This is a genomic window from Nitrospina sp. 32_T5, assembly GCF_052156635.1.
Lineage (GTDB): Bacteria > Nitrospinota > Nitrospinia > Nitrospinales > Nitrospinaceae > Nitrospina.
This window is the reverse complement of record NZ_JBQKUO010000001.1, coordinates 754,955-775,294: the sequence shown is the minus strand read 5'-3', so window position 1 is coordinate 775,294 and position 20,340 is coordinate 754,955. Positions and strand designations below refer to the sequence as shown.

Genomic DNA, 20,340 nt, shown 5'->3' with positions numbered 1-20,340 from the left:
AAAAAGAATCAACCACAGATGAACACCGATGTACACAGATGACCCGGCTGAGCCGCGAAGCAACAAGGGCAATGTCTGTTATGACAGTCCCGTTTGTAGCGGACCATGTCCGCTGTCATTCTGAGGAGCGCAAGCGACGAAGAATCTCTGTTTTCCTCTTTTTCTTCGAAGCATCAAGGGTACTGTGAAACCGTTTATCATACAACAATATGAACGCTTTTGCCCTACCCGCGTGCATCTGTGGTTCCTGTTTGGTTTTTGGCAGGGAGGGAAGTTGAGGAAGGGGCATCGGTAACCTCCCCTGTATCCCCTCCTTGAAAAGGAGGGGAGGAAAACTGCGGAACGCGCCCGCCGACCCTCGTTCACCCGCAACGCACTAGCCATCTGCCTCGGACGCAGTCCGCGCCCACGGACCCTCGTTCGCCCTCAACGCATTAGCCCGTTGCCTCCGGACGAGGTCCGGCCCGTTTCCCGCAGGCGTTGCCTGCCGTTGACTTTGTCGGGGATTGGCGGTTTAATGTGCGGCGACGCTCACCCGATCCACTTCCTTGAAAGTTAAGGTCATGCCCGAGTTGTTTTTCGAAATCGGAACGGAGGAAATCCCCGCCGGCTACATCGAGCCCGCGCTCAAGCACCTGTCGGGCCAGCTTTCCGATTACCTGGAGAAGCACCGCCTGCACGCCGGAAAACCGGTGTGGATGGGCACGCCCCGCCGCCTGGCCGTGTGCGTGCCGGACGTCTCGGAGCGGCAGGAGGACGTGGTCGAGACGCACCTCGGTCCCAGCGTCAACATCGCCTACGATAAAGAGGGCAACCCGACCAAGGCCGCCATCGGCTTCGCCAGGGGCAAGGGCGTGGAGCTTTCGGAGCTGACCACCGAGTCCACGCCGAAAGGCGACGTGCTCTGCGCCCGTGTCGAGAAAAAAGGCCAGCCGACGCCGGACATTTTGAACGCGTACCTGCCGGAGCTGTTCGGCTCGATTCCGTTTCCCAAAAAAATGCGCTGGGCCGACGGCAAACTGGCGTTCGCCCGGCCGGTGCACTGGATCGCGGCGTTGTTCGACGGCCAACCGCTCAAATTCGAATTCGGCGGCATCGCCGCAGGCAACACCTCATACGGTCACCGCTTTCTGCGTCCCGACGCGTTCTCCGTCAAAAATTTCGACGATTACCTCAAGCAGGCGGAGGCGCACTGCCTGGTGGTCGATCCCACCGTGCGCCTGCAAAGCATCCGCGAGCAACTGGAACAACTCGCCTCCGAGGTCGGCGGCACGATCCAGGAAGACACCGAACTGCTGGGCACCGTGACGCACCTCGTCGAGTATCCCGTGACGCTGCGCGGCGAATTCGACGCCCGGTACCTGGAGCTGCCGAAGGAACTCTTGGTCATCACCATGAAGCACCACCAGAAATACTTTCCTGTGTGGAAGGGCAACGACCTGCTGCCGTACTTCCTCGCCGTCAGCAACATGAAAACGCAGGACGGCACGCTGATCCGGCAGGGCAACCAGCGGGTGCTGCGCGCCCGGCTCGACGACGCGCGTTTCTTTTATGACGAGGACCGCAAGCGCAAGCTGGAAGAGTTTGTTGAAGAGCTCAAGGGCGTGGTGTATCAGAAGGACCTCGGCACCGTGTACGAGCGCACCGAGCGCATCCAGGCGCTGGTCACCGCGCTCACCGGGGAGATCCAGCCGGGTCAGGTTTTGCCCGTTGACGGCAAGGCCACCCGCCGCGCGGCGATGTTGTGCAAGGCGGACCTGGTGACGCAGATGGTGTACGAATTCCCGGAGTTGCAGGGCGTCATGGGCGGGTACTACGCGCTCCATTCCGGCGAGGGCGAAGACGTGGCGACGGCGGTGAAGGAGCATTACAAGCCCGCCTTTGCCGGCGACAGCGTGCCCTCCACCCTGACCGGGGCGCTGGTGGCCATCGCCGACAAGCTGGACACCATCGTCGGCTGCATCGGGGTCGGGCTCATCCCCTCCGGTTCCGAGGACCCCTACGCCCTGCGCCGCAACGCGCTGGGCATCATCCAGATCCTGATTCATTACGATCTGCAGACCAGCCTCGAGTGGCTGATCGACCAGGGCATCGCCATCCTGGGAGAAAAGGCCAAACTGGAACCGGACAAAATCCGCTATCACTGCCTCGAGTTGTTCTCGCAACGGTTGAAAACGTTGCTGACGCAGGAGGGGTTCGAGTACGACGTCATCGACGCCGTACTGGGCACGCGGGTGGATTCGTTCAAGGACATCAAGGAAAAGGCGACCGCGCTGTCCGACCTGAAAAAACAACCATATTTCGAGGCACTGGCCATCGCTTTCCGGCGGGTGGCGAGCATCATCGAAGGCCAGGTTCCGGATGAGGTCAATCCCGATTACCTGAAGGAGGAGCCCGAGCGGGCACTCAACGACAAATTCATGGAACTGCGTCCCATGGTTGAAAGCTGTCTCAACATCCGTGATTATTCGTCGGCACTGGCGAAGATCGTTGAGATCAAGCCGGCGGTGGACCGGTTTTTCGATCACGTCATGGTGAACGTCGAGGACCCGAAACTGCGGCAAAACCGCATGGCGTTGCTGAAATCCATTTCCGCTTTGTTTTCACAACTGGCGGATTTTTCGAAAATTGTAGTCAAAAAAAGTTGAAATGAAAAAGCGGGTTCGCTAACCTGAGGCCCGTTTTTCCGATTAATCTTATAGGAGTCAATCCCTTACGCGCCTCTTAACCGGGGTGTTCATACAAATGAGTCCCAATTCCAAGTACGTTTATTTTTTCGGAGCCAACCAGACCGAAGGCAAAGCAGAAATGCGGGAGCTGCTCGGAGGCAAAGGCGCCAACCTGGCGGAAATGGCCTCCCTGGGCATCAACGTCCCGCCCGGCTTCACCATCACCACCGAAGCCTGCAACTACTACTTCAAAAAAGACAAGACCCTGCCCCCGTCCCTGTGGGACGAAATCATAAAAAACCTCAAAAGTCTTGAGAAGGCCATGGACAAGACCTTCGGCGGCAAGAAGGATCCGCTGTTGCTGTCGGTGCGTTCCGGCGCGCGCGTGTCCATGCCGGGCATGATGGACACCGTCCTCAACCTCGGCCTCAACGAAGACACGATGAAGGCGCTCGCCAAGAAGACCAGCAACAACTGGTTCGCCCACGACTGTTACCGCCGCTTCATCGCCATGTTCGGCAACGTGGTGCTGGGCATCGAGGGCGAGCATTTCGAAACCATCCTCGAACGCAGAAAAGAAAAGCGCAAGGTGGAGTTCGACACCGAACTGCTGGTGGACGACCTCAAGGGCGTCATCAAGGATTTCAAGGCCCTGGTGAAGAAGAAGGTGGGCCACGCGTTTCCGGAAGACCCCGTCGAGCAGTTGCGCATGGCCATCGAGGCGGTGTTCAACTCGTGGAACATTCCGCGCGCCATCCATTACCGGCGGCTGAACCACATTCCCGAGGACTGGGGCACGGCGGTCAACGTGCAGTCGATGGTGTTCGGAAACATGGGTCCGACCTCCGCCACCGGAGTGGCGTTCACGCGCAATCCCGCTACCGGCGAGAAGAAGTTCTACGGCGAGTACATGATCAACGCGCAGGGCGAGGACGTGGTGGCGGGCATCCGTACGCCGCAACCCATCGCCCGGCTGAAAGAAGACATGCCCGCCAGTTACGAGGAACTCCTCGAGGTGTACCAGACCCTGGAGAACCACTACAAGGACATGCAGGACATCGAGTTCACCATCGAGGACAACCGGCTCTACATGCTCCAGACGCGGGCAGGCAAACGCACCGCGGCGGCGGCAATCCGCATCGCCGTGGACATGGTGAACGAGGGATTGATCAGCAAGCAGGAAGCGCTGCTGCGCGTTCCCGCGGAACAGGTAGACCAGATCTTCCATCCCATGATCGACCCGAAAAGCAAGGTCAAGGTGCTGGGCAAGGGATTGGGGGCGTCTCCCGGCGCGGCCACCGGCAAGGTGGTGTTCTCGCCGGAGGCGGCGGCGGAACTGGCGCGCAAGAAAGAGCGCGTCATCCTCGTGCGTACCGAAACCTCGCCGGAAGACATTCACGGCATGAGCGTCGCACAGGGCATCCTCACGGCGAAGGGCGGCATGACCTCCCACGCGGCGGTGGTTGCGCGCGCCATGGGCAAACCCTGCGTGTCGGGTCTCGGCGAACTCAGCGTCGATACCCGCAAAAAGAAGGCGTGGCTGAACGGTACCGAGATCAAGGAACACGACGCCGTCACCCTGGACGGGGCCGACGGACGCGTCATCCTGGGCTCGGTGAAACTGGTTCAACCGCGCGTCACCGGGTACTTCACGCAACTCATGAGCTGGGTGGACAAGGTGCGGAACCTGAGCGTGCGCGCCAACGCGGACACCCCCCACGACGCGCTGGTGGCACGGGAGTTCGGCGCGCAGGGCATCGGCTTGTGCCGCACCGAACACATGTTCTTCGACGAAGACCGCATCCTGCTCGTGCGCAAGATGATCGTCGCCGACAAGGAGAAGACGCGGGAAGAGGCGCTGAAAAAACTCCTGCCCATTCAGCGGAGCGATTTCACGCAGATCTTCAAGGCGATGGAAGGGCTGCCGGTGACCATCCGCCTGCTCGATCCGCCGCTTCACGAATTCCTTCCCGCCGACCCGAAAGAGATCAAGGCCCTCGCCAAACAGATGAAGGTGCCGCCTTCCAAACTGACCAAGAAAATCCACTCCCTCAAGGAAGCCAATCCCATGCTGGGCCTGCGCGGTTGCCGGCTGGGGCTGATGTTCCCGGAAATTTACAAGATGCAGGTCAGCGCCATCATCGAGGCCGCCTGCAAGCTGGTGAAGAAGGGAACGAAGGTGTATCCGGAGATCATGATCCCGCTGGTCGGGCATGTGGAGGAATTGCGCCAGGCCCGCGTGCAACTGGACGAGGTGGCGCAGGGCATCATCAAAAAGGCGAAAGTGAAGCTCGATTACAAGGTGGGCACGATGATCGAACTGCCACGCGCCGCCATCACCGCAGACGAGATCGCCGCCGAAGCGGACTTCTTCTCCTTCGGCACCAACGACCTGACGCAGACGACCTTCGGACTCAGCCGCGACGACTCCGGCATGTTCCTTCCCGAATACATCGAGATGGGTGTGCTGGACCGCGACCCGTTTGTCAGCGTGGACGTGAGCGGCGTCGGCGAGCTGGTGCGCATTGGGGTGGAGAAAGGCCGGGCGGCGAACAAGAAAATCCATCTCGGCATCTGCGGCGAACATGGCGGTGATCCGAAGTCGATCGAGTTCTTCAACAGCCTCAAACTGGATTATGTCAGTTGCTCTCCGTTCCGCGTGCCGACGGCGCTTCTGGCCGCGGCGCAGGCGGCCATCAAGGACCCGAAACCCTGATTTTTCCTTCGTTGGGTGGTTTCCAGAATCGGGTTGACTTCAAAAATGGGGGCCACCATAATTGGTCCATCCTGAAGATGGTCATGTCGTCCCGCGGCTTGGACCGCATCCGTTTGAGGGCGACTCTCCCAAAGAAATGGCAACCCGGCGGAGCCCGCCGGTTAAGGAAAGGCTCGGAGGTTTTTTCATGAAGATTGCAATGACCGGCATCACCGGCATGGTCGGGTCCCACCTGATCAACAAGCTCCACGGCAAAAAGTCCGGTGAGGAAGACCCGAAACTCGGTCCGGCCAATTTCGACGTGCGTGCCCTCATCCGCGAAGGCAGCGTGGTGGAGCACCTCAAGCCGTTTGAAGAAGTGGATTACGTCATCGGCGGGCTGGAGGACAAGGAATCCCTGAACAAGCTGGTGGAAGGCCGCGACGTGGTCATTCATCTTGCGCATTTTCCCGGTCCGGTGCAGACCGCCGACCAGCTGGTGAACGTGAATGTCAGCGGATCGTTTGACCTGCTGGAAGCGGCGCGCCGCGCCAAGGTGAAGCAGTTCATCTTTATAAGTGCGTGCAACGTGTTCGGCCAGGTCCTTCCCACGGTCAATGAAGAGCACCCGCTGGACGAAACGCATCCCGTTCAGCCCGGTACGCTGTACGGGTCCATCAAGTCGGCGATCGAATCGTTCTGCTTTTTCTTCCAGAAGAGCCGTTATTTCGATGTCACCATCTTCCGTCCGGTGCTCATTTACGGCGTTCGACCGGAGATTCAGAAATCCGAGTGGTTCAACACCGTCGATTTCCTCGCCACCAATTACAACGTGGACGTGAAGGGAAGCACCAAGTACGTGTCCATCGATTCCGTGGTGCAGGGCATCGTCAACAGCCTCGGCAACAAGGACTGCGCGGGCAAGGTGTACCACCTGGTGGACGACCACATCCACAATATGGAACTGGCGAAGATGATTGCGGAGACCATCGACTCGTTCGGCGAGGTCGAGGGCACGATGGGAGAGAACGGCGTTCCCATGTCCAACCAGGCGGCGCGCGACCTGGGTGTCACCTTTCGCGGCCGCGACGGCATCCTCGATTACATCAAGAAAATCCACGAACTGCAGATGACCTACGGAGGCGAGCGCAAGATCGAGAACTGGTGAGCGTCGGCTCCCGTTCGATCATCGTCTCATCAAGCCCCATCACCCTTCGCACACACTCGACATGCTGGCATCCGATTCCTTTATTGAAAAATTAAGAGAGCGCGGGTACGACTTCTTTACCGGAGTGCCGTGTTCGCTGTTGTCCGGTCTCATCTCCGCCCTGGAAGCACGCGAAGACGTATCGTATTTTCCGTCGGTGCGGGAGGATGCGGCGGTGGGCCTGTGCGCGGGTGCGTTCATGGCCGGCAAAAAACCGGTGCTTCTCATGCAGAACTCCGGCCTCGGTTACAGCCTGAATGCCTTCACTTCACTCAACCTCATTTACAACCTGCCGGTGCTGGTGATCATGAGCTGGCGCGGGTGCGGTGGCAAGGACGCGCCGGAACACATCATCATGGGCGACGTGAATGAAAAACTGCTGGACACGGCGGGCATGATGCACGAGGTGATCGGCGAGGACAACGTCGATTCCCTGCTGTCGCAGGCGGAAGACGCCTACGCCAAACACCTGCCCTACACCCTGCTGGTCAAGAAAGGCATGTTCGATGAAAGGCATTGAGGTTTATCGGGAACTCGCGCCCCTGTTGAAGGACGAACCGGTGGTGTGCGCCAACGGGTACATCAGCCGCGAATTTTTCAACGTGGACGACCGCAAGGGCAATTTTTACATGATCGGGTCGATGGGCCTGGCGTCCTCCATCGGCCTGGGTGTGGCCATGGCGCGGCCCGACCGAAAGACGATCATCCTCGACGGAGACGGCAACGTGCTGATGGCGATGGGGACCCTGGCGATGATCGCCGCCGCCCAGCCGAAAAACCTCCTGCACATCTGCATCGACAACGAGGTGTACGAGTCCACCGGAAAACAGCGGTCCCTTTCCAATGTGATCCGGCTGGAAGAAGTGGCGAAGAGTTCCGGTTACACGCAGGTCCTGCGCGTGACGAAGAAAGAAGAGTTGAAGCCCGCCTACGAAAAGCTGTATGCCGCCGAAGGCCCCACGTTCCTTTTGGTGAAGGTGGAGCCGGGATTCGATCCCGGAACGGGCCGGGTAACGCACACTCCAGAGGAAATAAAAAACCGGTTCATGGAAGCGGTCGCCGGGTAGCGATCCCCTCCACAAACCGGTGTCCGTGCCGGTGGGTATTTATTCTGGCTGTGCGATGGGCGTGAAAGTCCCCCCTGTTGAAGACAGCCTGATTGCCATTGCCTGGAGGGCGTGCAAATCAGCCGTCCTCGCGCTGTTCCTCGATGATCTCGCTCATCGCCTGTTTCAGACGAAGGTGATCTTCGGAGGGAACCTGCCGGACCACTTCATTGCTTTCCGGGTCCACGAACTTGACCACCAGCCGGTGGTCTTCCGTGACGTCGCGCACCGCTTTGGTCGGCGCAAACGGGTTGCCGGATTCCGATCCGGGCCGGTTGGCTCCGGAGGCTCGCAAGCCGCGCGTGGAAAGCGATACGGTGTCGCCCCTGGCATTCTGTTTGCCGGATGCCACCTGGTTTGCAGCCTGGGACGCCTGCGCTGTCGCCGCAGGACGGGCCGTCGCAGACTGGGAGGCCGGTTTGACCGGTACCAGGTTGGAAATCGCGGTTGGATTGACTTCTGCTGCCATGTTGCATCACCTCACATTTCATTTCGCTCTAAAATGGTGCTTTGGAACTTCAATTAAGGCTCCTTTTTGGGGGGCCATACATTGGTTCCGTACATCTCTACGGCAGGAACAGGTTCCGACTTGAGGGGTGTTCCTGATTTTTTTTCAATAAAATGCGGGATTCCGAAACGGGGCCGGGTGCACCATGAAAGCCATTGATTTCAGGGTGATTTTTATTGAATCTCCAGTCAGGGATTTGTTGAATTGAGGGCGCCTTTGGCGGTATGATGAGCGATTTCAAACGACAGCCTGCTGAAAAGAGAGCCAACGGGGGAGACCCCTCTTTTTCTGGGTGATATCCGGTTCATGAAAGAATTTTCCAAAATCCTGCATTATGCCAGGCCCTACACGAAAAACATCGTGCTGGCCTTTTTGTGCCTGGCCCTGACTTCGGTCATCACCCTGATCCTGCCGCTCATCGTGCGCAACATGATCAATGCCGTGGTGGTGCAGAACAATGTGGAGGCGCTCAACAGCCTGACGTTCGACCTCGTCGTCATCATCACGTTCCAGATGGTTTTCGGCGTGACCACCAACTACATCCTGGGCTTTGTCGGCAACCGCATCACCGCCGACTTCCGCATGGAGTTTTTCGCGCACATCCAGAAGCTGTCGCTGTCGTTTTTTCATTCCCGGCGGGTGGGTGAAATCCTGTCTCGCATGGGCAACGACATCACCGTCATCCAGAAAGCCCTCGTCACTATTCCGGTCGCCGTTTTCCGGCAGACCATCACCCTGCTCGGCGGGCTGGCCATCATCATTTACCTGAACTGGAAGCTGACCGGGCTCATCCTGCTCATTTTGCCGCCGCTCATGCTGTTTGCGCGGGTGTTTGGCAAGCGGCTCAAGGACCTGTCGGCACAGGTGCAGGACCGGCTGGCCAACGCGACGGTGGTGCTCGAGGAGATGGTGTCGTCCATCAAGGTGGTCAAGTCCTACACGCGCGAACCGTACGAGCAGAAACGGTTCGAGGAGGGCATCGAGGACGCCTTCGACGCCGAAGTGAAGAAAGTGAAAATTTCGGCGGCGTTCGGTCCATTCATCCTGTTTCTCACGTTCCTGGTGTCCACCGCACTGGTGTGGTACGGCGGCCGGCAGGTGATGCTGGGTGCGACCACACCGGGCGAACTGGCGGCGTTTTTCCTGTACGCCATCATCATTGCCGGGCCGATAGGCACCTTCGTCCGCCTGTACACGCAGATCCAGGAGGCGTTGGGCGCCATCCGCCGGGTGTACGAGATCATGGACCTGAAACCGATCGTCCAGCAACCGGAGAACCCGGTGGTGCTGGAGCGCATCGACGGGCGGATCGAATTCGATCACGTCACCTTCGGATACTCGCCGGAGCGGCCGGTGATCGAGGACGTGACCCTGCGCATCCAGCCGGGCGAGCGCGTGGCGCTGGTGGGTCCGAGCGGCGCGGGCAAGTCCACCCTCATCCAGTTGTTGCACCGTTTCTTCGACGTCAACCAGGGCGCCATTCGCGTGGACGGGCACGATGTGCGTGAGCTGGACCTCACGGCGTATCTGAAACAGGTGGCGCTGGTGCCGCAGGAAACGCACCTGTTCGGCGGCACCGTGCGCGAAAACATCCTTTACGGCAAACTCGACGCGACGGAAGAGGAGCTGCAACGCGCCGCGAAAACCGCCAATGCCGAAGCTTTCATCCGGAATCTGGAAAAGGGTTACGACACCATTGTCGGCGAAAAAGGCGTGAAGCTTTCCGGTGGCGAACGCCAGCGCGTGGCCATCGCCCGTGCCATGCTGAAAGACCCGCGCATCCTCGTGCTGGACGAGGCGACCTCGTCGCTCGACACCCAGTCGGAGCACCTCATCAGCGAAGCGCTGGAGCAGCTGATGAAAGGCAGGACGACGTTCATCATCGCGCACCGGTTGAGCACCGTGCACAACGCCGACAAGATCGTGGTCCTGGAAAAAGGCCGCGTGGTGGAGGTCGGCACCCACACCGAACTGATGGCAAAGGAAGGTTTGTACTACCACCTCTACACCCTGCGCCTGTTTGACGACGCGCCCTTGACGCTGGAAGAAGAAACCTGATTTCGGCCGGGCCGTTCCAGCCCGATCCCTTCCCCTTTCCTCAAACAGATTTTTCGTGTTTCCCCGCCGGGTTTTGAATTAAGCTGTGTGGGTCGATCTCTTCATCATCCCCCTTTTAAAAGATGTTTTCATGCAAAAGCTGAAACTGCTGTTTGGCGTGCACAACCACCAGCCTGTGGGCAACTTCGACCACGTGTTCGAGGAGTTGTTCGAGAAAAGTTACCGGCCCTATTTCGATGTGCTGGAACCGTTCGAGCACCTGCGCACGGCGGCGCACTTCACCGGGCCGCTTCTGGAATGGATGCAGAAGCACCGCCCGGATTTTTTCAAGCGCCTGCGCGGCATGGCGCAGTCGGGTCGCCTGGAAATCATGAGCGGGGGTTTCTACGAACCCATCCTGTCCAGCCTGCCGGAAGAAGACGCCGTCGGCCAGATCCGCATGATGAACGAATTCATCGAAACCGAGTTCGGCCAGGCGCCGCGCGGACTGTGGCTGGCCGAACGCATCTGGTCGCCGACGCTACCCAGCCTCCTTGCGCAGGCAGGCATCGAGTACACGGTGCTTGACGACACGCATTTTTATTACGCCGGTCTGGAGACAGACCAGATCTCCGGTCACTACATCACAGAAAACCAGGGACACGCGCTCAAGGTATTTCCCATCAGCAAAACCCTGCGTTATTCCATTCCCTTCGACCTGCCTGAGAAAACCATCGAGTATCTGAAACGTTTTCGCGATGAGAACGGTTTCGACGCCGTCACCTACGCCGACGACGGCGAGAAGTTCGGCGGCTGGCCGGAAACGTACGAATGGGTTTACGAAAAGGGGTATTTGAAAAACCTGTTCGGCGCGCTGGAGGCGAACCGCGACTGGCTGGAGACGGTGACCTTCGGCGACTACATCCAGAACACGCCGCCGGTGGGACGGGTGTACCTGCCGATGGCATCCTATGATGAGATGATGGAGTGGGCCCTGCCGCACCGCGCCGCCTCGCGTTTCGAGGACCTGAAGGCTCAAATGAAAGAGCGGGGGATGGATGAAGACGGCTATCGCACGTTTTTAAGAGGCGGGCAGTGGGACAACTTCCTCACCAAGTACGAGGAAAGCAACCTCATGCACAAGAAAATGCTCTACGTGAGCCGGAAGGTGCATCGCCTGACCCCCGAACAGCAGAAGGAAAGCGGCGCGTTGCGGGAACTGTACCGGGGCCAGTGCAACTGCGCCCAGTGGCACGGCCTGTTCGGCGGACTGTACCTGAATTATTTGCGGCATGCCTTGTACAACCACCTCATTGCGGCGGAGAACATCGCCGACAATTTGCTGGATGGAAACGATCGCGGACTGAATGTGGACGTGCTCGACTACAACCATGACGGGCACGAAGAGGTGATCGTGTCCAACCGGGCCCTCACCGCGGGCATCGTCCCGGCCTGCGGCGGCGCGTTGTTCGAACTGGACTGCCGTCCGCTGTGTTTCAACCTCAGCAACGTGCTCAAGCGCCGGGAAGAAGCGTATCACCGGCGGCTGGAGTCGGCGGAAGCGACGCACGCCGGGGACGAGGCGGCACCCGCATCCATCCATGACCGGGTGCGGGTGAAGGAAGCCGGGCTGAAGGATCGCCTGTTCTACGATGTGCAGGAACGGTATTCGTTCATGGAGCGCTTCCTGCCTCTCGATACCACGTTGGAGGCAATGAAATCCAGCCGCTACCGGGAGCTTGGAGATTTTGTCGGGAAACCGTATACGGTGGTTCGGAAGATGGAAAACGGAACGCATGCCGCCCTCGAGCTGGAACTCCAGCGGGAGGGAAGGGTGGTGGATGACGCCGGGGTTCATCCGGTGATTTTGAACAAGCGGTACGTGTTTTCACCCGACCGGGGGGAAATGACGGTTGCCGTGACGGTTGCCAACACCGGAGACCGGGTACTGAAGGTGCTGTGGGCCGAGGAGTTCAACTTCACACTGCTGGCCGGCGATGCACCGGACCGCTATTACGTGTCCCCCGGGTTTGGCTCCGAACGGCCGCGCATGAACAGTGAAGGTGAATTGGAAAAGGCGGGGAGTTTCGGCCTGCGTGACGAGGCTTTCGGATTTGCCTTGTTACTGGAAAGTCAAGCGAAGGCCCGGTGGTGGTGGTACCCGGTCGAGACCGTTTCGCAGTCGGAAGAAGGCTTTGAGCGCACCTACCAGGGTTCCTGCCTGCTGAATTTGAATGCTTTACAGTTGAATGCGGGAGAGAAGGTTGAAACGGTGTGGCAGTTGAAATTGCGGGTGGAAGGCAAAGAAATGCCTTGAATTGAAGGGGTTTTTCCTGAGGTGGAATCCCTCGGGCCAGAGGCTCATTCCCCCGGGTCGGCTCCGTTGACAAATCCGATCAGGTGCGCCCGCTTTTCCAGCCCGCCCTTTTTGTATATGCGGACCACCTTCTCAATCACCTCGCGCAGTTTTTGATCTTCCCCATACTGCTCCAGCATGGAGCTGACCATTCCCTCCTCCTGAGCAAAACCGGTTTCATCGCGGGTCATTGGGCCTTTCCCGGTCAGCAGCCAGACTATATTGAGGTTGGAAAACTGGTACAACTTGGCAATAGTGTCGGCAGACGGAAGGGATTTTTCGTTTTCAATATCCGACAACGACCCCTGGGATATTTTGATGAGCTTGGCCAGCTCGTAAGATTTCATCGGGATGGTTTTTCGCCACTGACGCAGGCGTGACCCCAGATGTTTGGCGGTACCTTTATGTTTTTTTTCCGGCATATTGGTGTACTTGGTTGTTAGTTAGACAGAAAGTGGTACCTAAATGCATGGAATCCAAGTGTCATTATGGAATAAATCCACTTTTATTCTCATTGAAAATAAACTTTACCTGAATGCTCGTGGTTTTCGGTTCGCTTCCCCTAAGCGAGCTGTAAACTCAGCATCAAAAAATAACTTAATACTTACTCTAGCTATTCCAGCATTTTCGTCAATCAAAACATTGAAAGTCGGGGCTTAACGTATATCTCCACAGACCCCCGGACTTCGGGAGATTAGGGGTGGGTCCAGGTATTATTTGGCATCCCGAATGGATGGTGTCGGATATGTTTATCGGTATTCCAAATACACCATTTGCGTAATAGGTAATACTATGCGCATAGTATAAATACTATGTTTATGATTTTGAACTTATTTTCTAAGGCTCTCAATAATCAGGTTTTTATTTTGGGTTGTTCCTGAACGAGGGGGTGGCACATAAATATTGAAAAATAATCCCTTTTCCCAACTTTTGGGAAAGAAGAAAACGGACCCCATATTAGGCTTGTCGATATGAATTTTTTTTTGCCGGGCTTGTTAATTTTTTGCCTAAATAGACATATGTATCGAGTCAATAAGTATTGGCTGGTCGAAAAAGCGGCCAAAGCCTGTAAGTGAATACAAAGATATGATTAATTAAGGGTTTTGTAGCCCGGGTTCAAGCCGAGGACTCGGCCGCCTGTCGCAGGCGGTCCGCAATGGGCTGATGGTAGGAGGTCCAGCCCGCCGGTTCCGGCGGCTGTTCGGGAGCCGGTTTCAGTTTTTCCTTCATTCTAAGCAGCCGCTCGACGGAGCTCTCAATGCGGGTGCGGTCGATGCGGCCGCTTTCCACTCCCCGAATCAGCTGGTCTTGCAGGGCCTCCACCTTGTCGCGGTGATGGCAGATCAGGAACACGTCCAGCCCCGCTTCCACCCCGCGTTCGGCGAAGGTGTCGAATGAAAAGTGCTGGTCCACGGCCTTCATCTCCAGGTCGTCGGAGATGATCACTCCCTCGAAACCCAACTGGCCGCGAAGGATTTCCTGCAGGATACGCGGCGAAAACGTGGCGGGCAGGGCTTCATCCCACGCAGGATACATGACGTGGGCGGTCATGATCGCTTCCAGTCCATGCTGAACGGCGTGGACAAAGGGAGCCAGCTCCACCTGGTTCAGCCCGCTTTCATCCCTTTCCACCCACGGCAGGTCGTGATGTGAATCGAGGTGGGTATCCCCGTGGCCGGGAAAATGCTTGCCGACGGGGAGAACTCCGGAATCGCGGCACCCATTCATGAACGCCACCGCCAGCACTCCGGCCCAGTGCGGGTCTGCGCTGAACGCACGGTCCCCAATCACCGGGTTGTCGGCATTGGTGTGGACATCGAGCACCGGGGCGTAATCCATGTTGACGCCAACATCAAAAAGCTCCCGGGTGAGCGCCCGGCCGAACTCATAGGCAAGGTCTTCAGACCGTATGCGGTCCAGCCCGATCGCCGGGGGGAATTCCGTGAACGGTGCTTTCAGGCGGGCCACCCGGCCCCCTTCCTGGTCCACGGAAACAAACAGCGGCAGGCCGGTGGACGACGCGGCCGCCACCTGTTGCAAGTCCCGCGTCAGCGCGTGCAATTGCTGGGGGTTCTCGTAATTGCGGTCGAACAGGATCAATCCGCCGATGTGACGGTTGAGGATCAGGTCCTCGGTTTCGCGGGTGACGCGGGTGCCCTCGAACCCGGAAATCAACATCTGCCCGGTCTGTTCGCGAATGGATAAATTCAGTTTCAACGGCGGCGCGCTCCTAAGGGGGATCCCGCAAACGGACGGCTTGCGTTCCGGCAAAGCATAGCACTAAATCCGGGAAGTGAGAATATTTCCGAGTGTGCCTGGCGTAAGGTCTGCTCCCGGTTCAAGGCTCAGCCGTATATAATAGAAGCTTTGGGTGTGGTAGAATCCCACCTTCATCTTATTTCTGTTTGCCATAAATGAGGTTATGTTTCCAAGACGCGTGGTGATCACCGGCCTGGGTGTCGTCAGCCCCAACGGCATCGGTAAAGACACATTCTGGCAGAATACCTGCAATGGGGTCAGCGGTATCGACCGCATCCGGAGTTTCGATCCCGAGGGATTGGATTGCATGATCGCCGGGGAGGTGACGGACTTTGATCCGCGGCGGTATTACGGCGAAGCCGAACTCAAAAAACTGCCGAGGTCGGTGCCTCTTTGCGTGGCGGCGGCCACGGAGGCGTTCGAGGACGCGGGGATCAACTTCAAGGATTTTGAGGAAGAGGATTTCGAAAGCCTGGGCGTGCTGGTGGGCACGGGTGGCTCCGGTTTCGATTTCTCGGAGAAGCAGTTCGCGTTTTATTATTCCGACGACCGCCACAAGATCAGCCCCTACGCCATTTCAAACTCGCTGGTCGGCATGTTGTCGAGCGAGGTGTCGATGCGTTTCGGTTTGCAGGGGCGGAGCCACGTCATCTCCAACGGGTGCACCAGTTCGACCGATGCCATGGGCTACGCTTTCAACGCCATCCGTTTCGGGCAGGAAGACTGGTTTCTGACCGGAGGCGTGGAGGCCTGTGTGACGCCGGCGATGATGACCGGTTTCCAGCGCATGCGCGCCAACCCCGTTCACTTCAACGGGGATCCGACGAGAGGGTCGCGCCCCTTCAACCGGGACCGCGAGGGTTTCGTGCTGGCGGAAGGCAGCTGGATGCTGGTGCTGGAGGACCTGGAGCACGCGCTGAAACGCAGGGCCAAGGTGTACGCGGAAATAATCGGTTACGGCACCACCTGCGACGCCTACCACCGCGTGGCCATCATGCCGGATGGCAAACAGTCCACACGCGCACTCAAACTGGCGCTCAAGGACGCACGGCTGAGCGACATGGACGTGGATTACATCAATTTCCACGGAACCTCGACCGTCATCAATGACAAAATTGAAACCCATGCGGTGAAGCAGGCCCTGAACGGGTATGCGATGCAGATTCCGGTGAGTTCCACCAAATCGATGGTCGGGCATCCGCAGGGGGCCTCGGGGGCGCTCGGGGTCACGGTGACGGCGCTTTCGCTCAAGCAGGGAGTGCTGACGCCGACCATCAACCTGGAAAACCCCGACCCGGAATGTGACATGGACTACATCGCAAACGAAAGCCGTGAAACCTCCATACGCACCGCCATCAGCAACTGCATCTCCTTCGGCTCGAAAAACTCCGCCCTCGTCCTGCGCAAATTCGAGTAGGTGTGGCCTGCAGCAAGAGGGCTGATCCCCGGTGATCCCCGCGATGGTTTATGGTACAGGCCGACGATCCTGACCGGTTTCCCCTTTGCAGGGGGTAGAATGTATCCGCCGGACGAGGGTTGGTTTGGTCCGGACCACGCCCGGCAGGTGCAACCCGGTTGAACTCCGTTCCGGGGAATTCTATAATGGGACCCAACTCAAAGATACGAGATCAGGTTTCAACCGTTTATTATAAATAAGGAGTGCGTCATGTCTGAACAGCACGCTCACGACATAGAAATCAATTACCGAAAAATTTTCGCGCGTCTGCGCACCCGAAAAAAGTTCGCGATCCAGTCCATCGAAGGGACCAGGGTCATCGTGGAGCAGGACGAGGAAATCTGTGGACAGAAGGAACCGCGTACGTTCGAGTTCAACAGCGAAAAAGAGCTGGAACAGTTTGTCACCCAGGAAAACCAGATTGAGCGTGACATCGAGTCTCAACTGTCCGGCAACCAGATGCCCTATCGTTGATCCGTCAACCACGGAAAAAACGATCGAAGCAAATGCTCATTGCCTCACCCGGTTCGTTTCGCTTGAATGGAGAACGACCGGGTGACGGATGCAGGATGAACTTCCAGTATTCTTCCCTTTTCATTCGTTTGCTTTCCTGAGTAAACAGGGGTACACACCGAAAAAAAATTGTGCTAGCATTTGTCCAGCACATCGGGTCGCAGATTCCCACAAGCGGCCCATCATAGCCTGCCTTGACTCAACGGGAAGCATTCCTGCCGATCCGGTTTCAATTCGTTTTTCATGGAACCCTAACCGAACCGGATTCTTTAAACTACATGTCTCAGAGACTAACGCTTCAAACCCTTGCTGAAAATCTGATCCGCGAATCGCAGACCCCCTTCACATTGGAAGATTATGTTTCCCGCATTCAGGAACGCTGGCGGCGGCGCATTGCACCGGACACACTGGACCACCTCAAGGCCAAGCTCAACAACCACGATTATCTGATCGAGGTCGGCGACAACGACTTCCTTCCGTTCCGCCTCATTCTCAATCGGCTGGGACGGATTCCGCTTGTGATCAATCCCGGTTCAGTAGAACAGGAGAAAGGGCTCCTCGTCCCGGGTCACCGGCTGGCTCCCTTTGTTTCGTGCGAGCTGGATGAAGGGGAACTGGTGTTTGTCGATGCCGAAGGCCGCGACGTTCCCAAAAAACGCAAAACTTTTTTCATTGAAGACGTGATCCCGTTTTTTCAGTATTGCGACGAGCGGCATTTTCCGGACCAGATCAAAGTCAACCAGTTCGTTCCCGGTAAAAGCATGCTCACCCTCACGGCTTGGGACGTGAGGCCGCTTTACTCTGCCTACAGCCTGAAACCGGGCGATGCCCTGCAGGCGCGATTGGAGGATTACCGCGGTGGGGTGTTTTCCCTGCATCCGTACCCGGCGGAAAAAGGGAGGGAAGACCGCATTCGCCTGCGCTCGTTGTACATTGCTCTCGAACGGGTGTTGTCGGATTTGTTCACACGGAAACGGCAGAGCCCCGACCGGCTGGACAAACAGCTTCTTTATGCGCTGTTCACTCTGGCCGAAAGACGGGTGGAGATCCCTGCGTTCTCCCTGCCGGAGATGGTGGAAAACCTCAACCGCATGCACGTGGTGCGTGATGAGGTGCGGGGCATTCACATGGCACCGGCCCATCCTGCGGGACCGGATCCGTACGTGTGGGAAGCGGTGGAGCAAACCCCAAGCGGGCGGACGGGATCGCTTGCTGAAATTTTCGAAGACATGGGCCTCGCGTTCAACGATCTCGAGTTCAAGGCCATCCTGGTTTCGATGATGGCGACGGACGACTTCGATATTGAAGCCGTGTTCGATCTGCTCTTTGGCGCCAAGCGCGATCGCTTCTATGACGACCGGCAGCACAAGGCCTTCTACCGCTACCTGCGCAAAATGTTGCAGGGGATCTGCGAGGACCTGCAATGCCCGGAACCGAAACCGGTGTCCGATATCCGCAACGAGACGGTGGGCATCAAGCTGCGTCTCATCCAGATTTTGCGTTACCTGGAATCCCAGATGGTGAACCTGGAAGACCTCCCCGCGGAAATGCTGGAAGTGCTGGCGGACCTGGACGAATTCTGCACCGAGACTCTGGAAAAACTTTCCGACCGGTTGAACCCGCCGGATGTGAAGTCCATTCGCGATATGCGCCTGACCCTCCACATGATCGGCCCCGACGCCGACCTCCTCGAGGAAGACATCTACAACAACCTGGGAATTTATTAACCGGGCGTGGCCCGGGGCAAACACGCTGATGCTTATTGGGCGGACGATAGCCTGTGGGCGCGGGCGTGGCCCGGGGCAAACACACTGTTGCTTTGAGGGCTCTCCGGGGAATCCGTGGGCCCCATACCAAGCTCCTCCCCTTTTCCCGAAGAGCCGCACACGACCAGGAAACTTTTTAAAGAGTCTTTAAAAGATGATTTGGTGGGAGTACGAAAAGGAAGGATTTACAACCCGACTGCTGTTGCGGGCGCGGTTTTGGCAACGAACTCGCCTTTGAGGACATGACCCTGCGCGCTGTGCACGCGCACGCAGGCGAGGTCGCCCGTCTGCAATGCGCCTTCCCCACCTGAGAAAATCACCATCCAGTATTCCGGGTTGCGGCCTTTGAAGGTCATGTTCTGGCGTGACGTGCGGCTTTCAACCAATACCTCGACTTCCTCATCGAGAAACTTCTGGCTCAATCGATCGGTCAGCCGTGATTGCAGGTCGATGGTGGCGTGCAGGCGGCGTTTCTTTTCTTCCTCCGGCACGGAGTCTTCATACAGCGCGGCGGGGGTGTTGGGTCGCGGACTGTAGGCGAACATGTAGCTGTTGCTGTAGCCCACCTTCTCCATCAGCCGAAGCGTGTCCTCGAACTCGCTTTCCGTCTCTCCGGGAAAACCGACGATGATGTCGGTGGACAGCGCGATGCCCGGCACCGCGTCTTTCAACGCGTCGATCTGTTCCATGTACTCCGCCACGGTGTGACTGCGCCGCATGCGGTCCAGGATACGGTCGTTTCCGGACTGCACCGGCAGGTGCAGGTGGTTGACCAGCTTGTCGAGATCGCGGAACGCCCGGATGGTTTCCGGTGTGAAGTCGCGCGGATGACTGGTGGTGAAGCGCAAACGCTCGACGCCCGGAATGTCCGCCACGCCGTAAAGCAGTTCGTGGAAAGCCACCGGTTTTTCGAGACCCCGTTTGCCGTAGGCGTTGACGTTCTGGCCGAGAAGAATGATTTCCTTCGCACCCTGGTCCACCAACTGCCGGACCTCCTCATAGATCTCCGACGCTTCCCGCGATTTCTCCCGCCCGCGGGTGAACGGCACCACGCAGAACGAGCAGAACTTGTCGCACCCCTTGATGATGTTGATGAAGGCGCTGGGTCCGGGAGGTTTCACCGGCGCCACTACGGGGATGGAGTAGTGTTTCTCGCGGTCGAACTCCGTCCAGGAAAGCGGTTTGCCCTCGCGGCGGACGCGATCGACCGCCAGCGGAATGTCCTCCACCGCGTCGGGTCCGATGATGAAATCCAGAAACGGCATGCGTTTCAACAGGGATTCCTGTTCCTGTTGCGCCAGGCAACCCGCAAGGCCGAACAGCAGGTCCGGATTCTGTTTCTTGAGCGGGCGGAACGAACCGAACAGCGAATACACCTTCTGTTCCGCTTTCTCCCGGATCGAGCAGGTGTTGACGAGGATGAGGTCCGCGTCCTCCGCGTGTTGCGTGCGGGTGTAGCCCGAGTGGAACAGCAGAAGCTCCATGCGGTCGGTATCCGCCACGTTCATCTGGCAGCCGAAGGTTTCGAGGTAAACGTGTTTCATGGCGGAAGATTGTAGCGGAATTGCCGGTTCATTCCAACCGGCATTTGGAGCGAGGGGGGGAGTGCGTCCCTCGAGGCTCGGGAATTTCCCCCGCCCGCCCAGGGCAAAAAAGGGGGGTGGTTGAGGAAAAATCACCGAAACCCTTTTTGCCGTGCCGGGGAAGCGCGGGCGGCTGGGAATCCCGCGCACAGAGCGGATCTGCGGCCTGTCCGGCGGCGGGGAGG

The 20,340-nt window shown here is 58.1% G+C and carries 14 protein-coding genes; 10 read left to right on the top strand and 4 right to left on the bottom strand.

The features are described from left to right. Nucleotides 1–563 precede the first annotated feature (563 nt). The 5 genes from glyS to ACTRW9_RS03550 all read left to right on the top strand — a co-directional run bounded on the left by glyS (nt 564) and on the right by ACTRW9_RS03550 (nt 7,638). Complete coding sequence (gene glyS / locus ACTRW9_RS03570) at nt 564–2,648, top strand: glycine--tRNA ligase subunit beta (RefSeq protein WP_442428324.1); 2,085 nt, start codon at nt 564–566, stop codon at nt 2,646–2,648. Nucleotides 2,649–2,745: 97 nt separating this feature from the next. Further along, nucleotides 2,746–5,385 carry a pyruvate, phosphate dikinase gene (ppdK, locus tag ACTRW9_RS03565; RefSeq protein ID WP_442428323.1) on the top strand — a complete coding sequence of 880 codons (2,640 nt, stop codon included), beginning with the start codon at nt 2,746–2,748 and terminating at the stop codon, nt 5,383–5,385. A gap of 187 nt (nt 5,386–5,572) precedes the next feature. Next, nucleotides 5,573–6,532, top strand: coding sequence for an NAD-dependent epimerase/dehydratase family protein (locus ACTRW9_RS03560; protein WP_442426770.1), 960 nt, complete (start codon nt 5,573–5,575; stop codon nt 6,530–6,532). A gap of 61 nt (nt 6,533–6,593) precedes the next feature. After that, nucleotides 6,594–7,091, top strand: a complete 498-nt coding sequence (locus ACTRW9_RS03555) for a thiamine pyrophosphate-binding protein (RefSeq protein ID WP_442426769.1) — start codon at nt 6,594–6,596, stop codon at nt 7,089–7,091. After that, nucleotides 7,078–7,638, top strand: a complete 561-nt coding sequence (locus ACTRW9_RS03550; protein WP_442428322.1) for a thiamine pyrophosphate-dependent enzyme — start codon at nt 7,078–7,080, stop codon at nt 7,636–7,638. The genes ACTRW9_RS03555 and ACTRW9_RS03550 overlap by 14 nt, the downstream gene beginning before the upstream one ends. A 118-nt stretch (nt 7,639–7,756) precedes the next feature. Here ACTRW9_RS03550 and ACTRW9_RS03545 read toward each other — a convergent pair whose 3' ends face one another. Next, nucleotides 7,757–8,146: a flagellar protein FlaG gene (locus ACTRW9_RS03545; protein WP_442426767.1), complete on the bottom strand. Its 390-nt coding sequence runs from the start codon at nt 8,144–8,146 to the stop codon at nt 7,757–7,759. 345 nt (nt 8,147–8,491) lie between these two features. Here ACTRW9_RS03545 and ACTRW9_RS03540 point away from each other — a divergent pair, with 345 nt between their 5' ends. Together ACTRW9_RS03540 and ACTRW9_RS03535 are read left to right on the top strand one after the other, a co-directional pair. After that, nucleotides 8,492–10,243 (top strand): ABC transporter ATP-binding protein, encoded by a 1,752-nt coding sequence (locus ACTRW9_RS03540; protein WP_442428321.1) that lies wholly within the window; start codon nt 8,492–8,494, stop codon nt 10,241–10,243. Between the two features lie 130 nt (nt 10,244–10,373). After that, nucleotides 10,374–12,539 (top strand): alpha-amylase/4-alpha-glucanotransferase domain-containing protein, encoded by a 2,166-nt coding sequence (locus ACTRW9_RS03535; RefSeq protein WP_442428320.1) that lies wholly within the window; start codon nt 10,374–10,376, stop codon nt 12,537–12,539. 44 nt (nt 12,540–12,583) lie between these two features. On the opposite strand, the gene ACTRW9_RS03530 is transcribed toward ACTRW9_RS03535, so the two are convergent. Beyond that, nucleotides 12,584–13,000: a helix-turn-helix domain-containing protein gene (locus ACTRW9_RS03530; RefSeq protein ID WP_442428319.1), complete on the bottom strand. Its 417-nt coding sequence runs from the start codon at nt 12,998–13,000 to the stop codon at nt 12,584–12,586. Between the two features lie 694 nt (nt 13,001–13,694). Beyond that, nucleotides 13,695–14,795, bottom strand: a complete 1,101-nt coding sequence (gene nagZ / locus ACTRW9_RS03525; protein ID WP_442428318.1) for a beta-N-acetylhexosaminidase — start codon at nt 14,793–14,795, stop codon at nt 13,695–13,697. A gap of 205 nt (nt 14,796–15,000) precedes the next feature. On the opposite strand from nagZ, the gene ACTRW9_RS03520 reads away from it, so the two are divergent. The 3 genes from ACTRW9_RS03520 (at nt 15,001) to ACTRW9_RS03510 (ending at nt 18,533) form a co-directional block, all read left to right on the top strand. Beyond that, the gene (locus tag ACTRW9_RS03520) at nt 15,001–16,254 is read left to right on the top strand and encodes a beta-ketoacyl-[acyl-carrier-protein] synthase family protein (RefSeq protein ID WP_442426763.1); all 1,254 of its coding nucleotides are present in this window, start codon (nt 15,001–15,003) and stop codon (nt 16,252–16,254) included. Between the two features lie 249 nt (nt 16,255–16,503). Beyond that, nucleotides 16,504–16,767: a hypothetical protein gene (locus tag ACTRW9_RS03515; protein WP_442426762.1), complete on the top strand. Its 264-nt coding sequence runs from the start codon at nt 16,504–16,506 to the stop codon at nt 16,765–16,767. Nucleotides 16,768–17,084: 317 nt separating this feature from the next. Beyond that, entirely contained in the window at nt 17,085–18,533 is a 1,449-nt protein-coding gene (locus ACTRW9_RS03510; RefSeq protein ID WP_442428317.1) for a hypothetical protein, read from the top strand. A 224-nt stretch (nt 18,534–18,757) separates the two neighbouring features. Here ACTRW9_RS03510 and miaB read toward each other — a convergent pair whose 3' ends face one another. Continuing rightward, nucleotides 18,758–20,116 (bottom strand): tRNA (N6-isopentenyl adenosine(37)-C2)-methylthiotransferase MiaB, encoded by a 1,359-nt coding sequence (miaB, locus tag ACTRW9_RS03505; RefSeq protein WP_442428316.1) that lies wholly within the window; start codon nt 20,114–20,116, stop codon nt 18,758–18,760. Nucleotides 20,117–20,340: the final 224 nt, after the last annotated feature.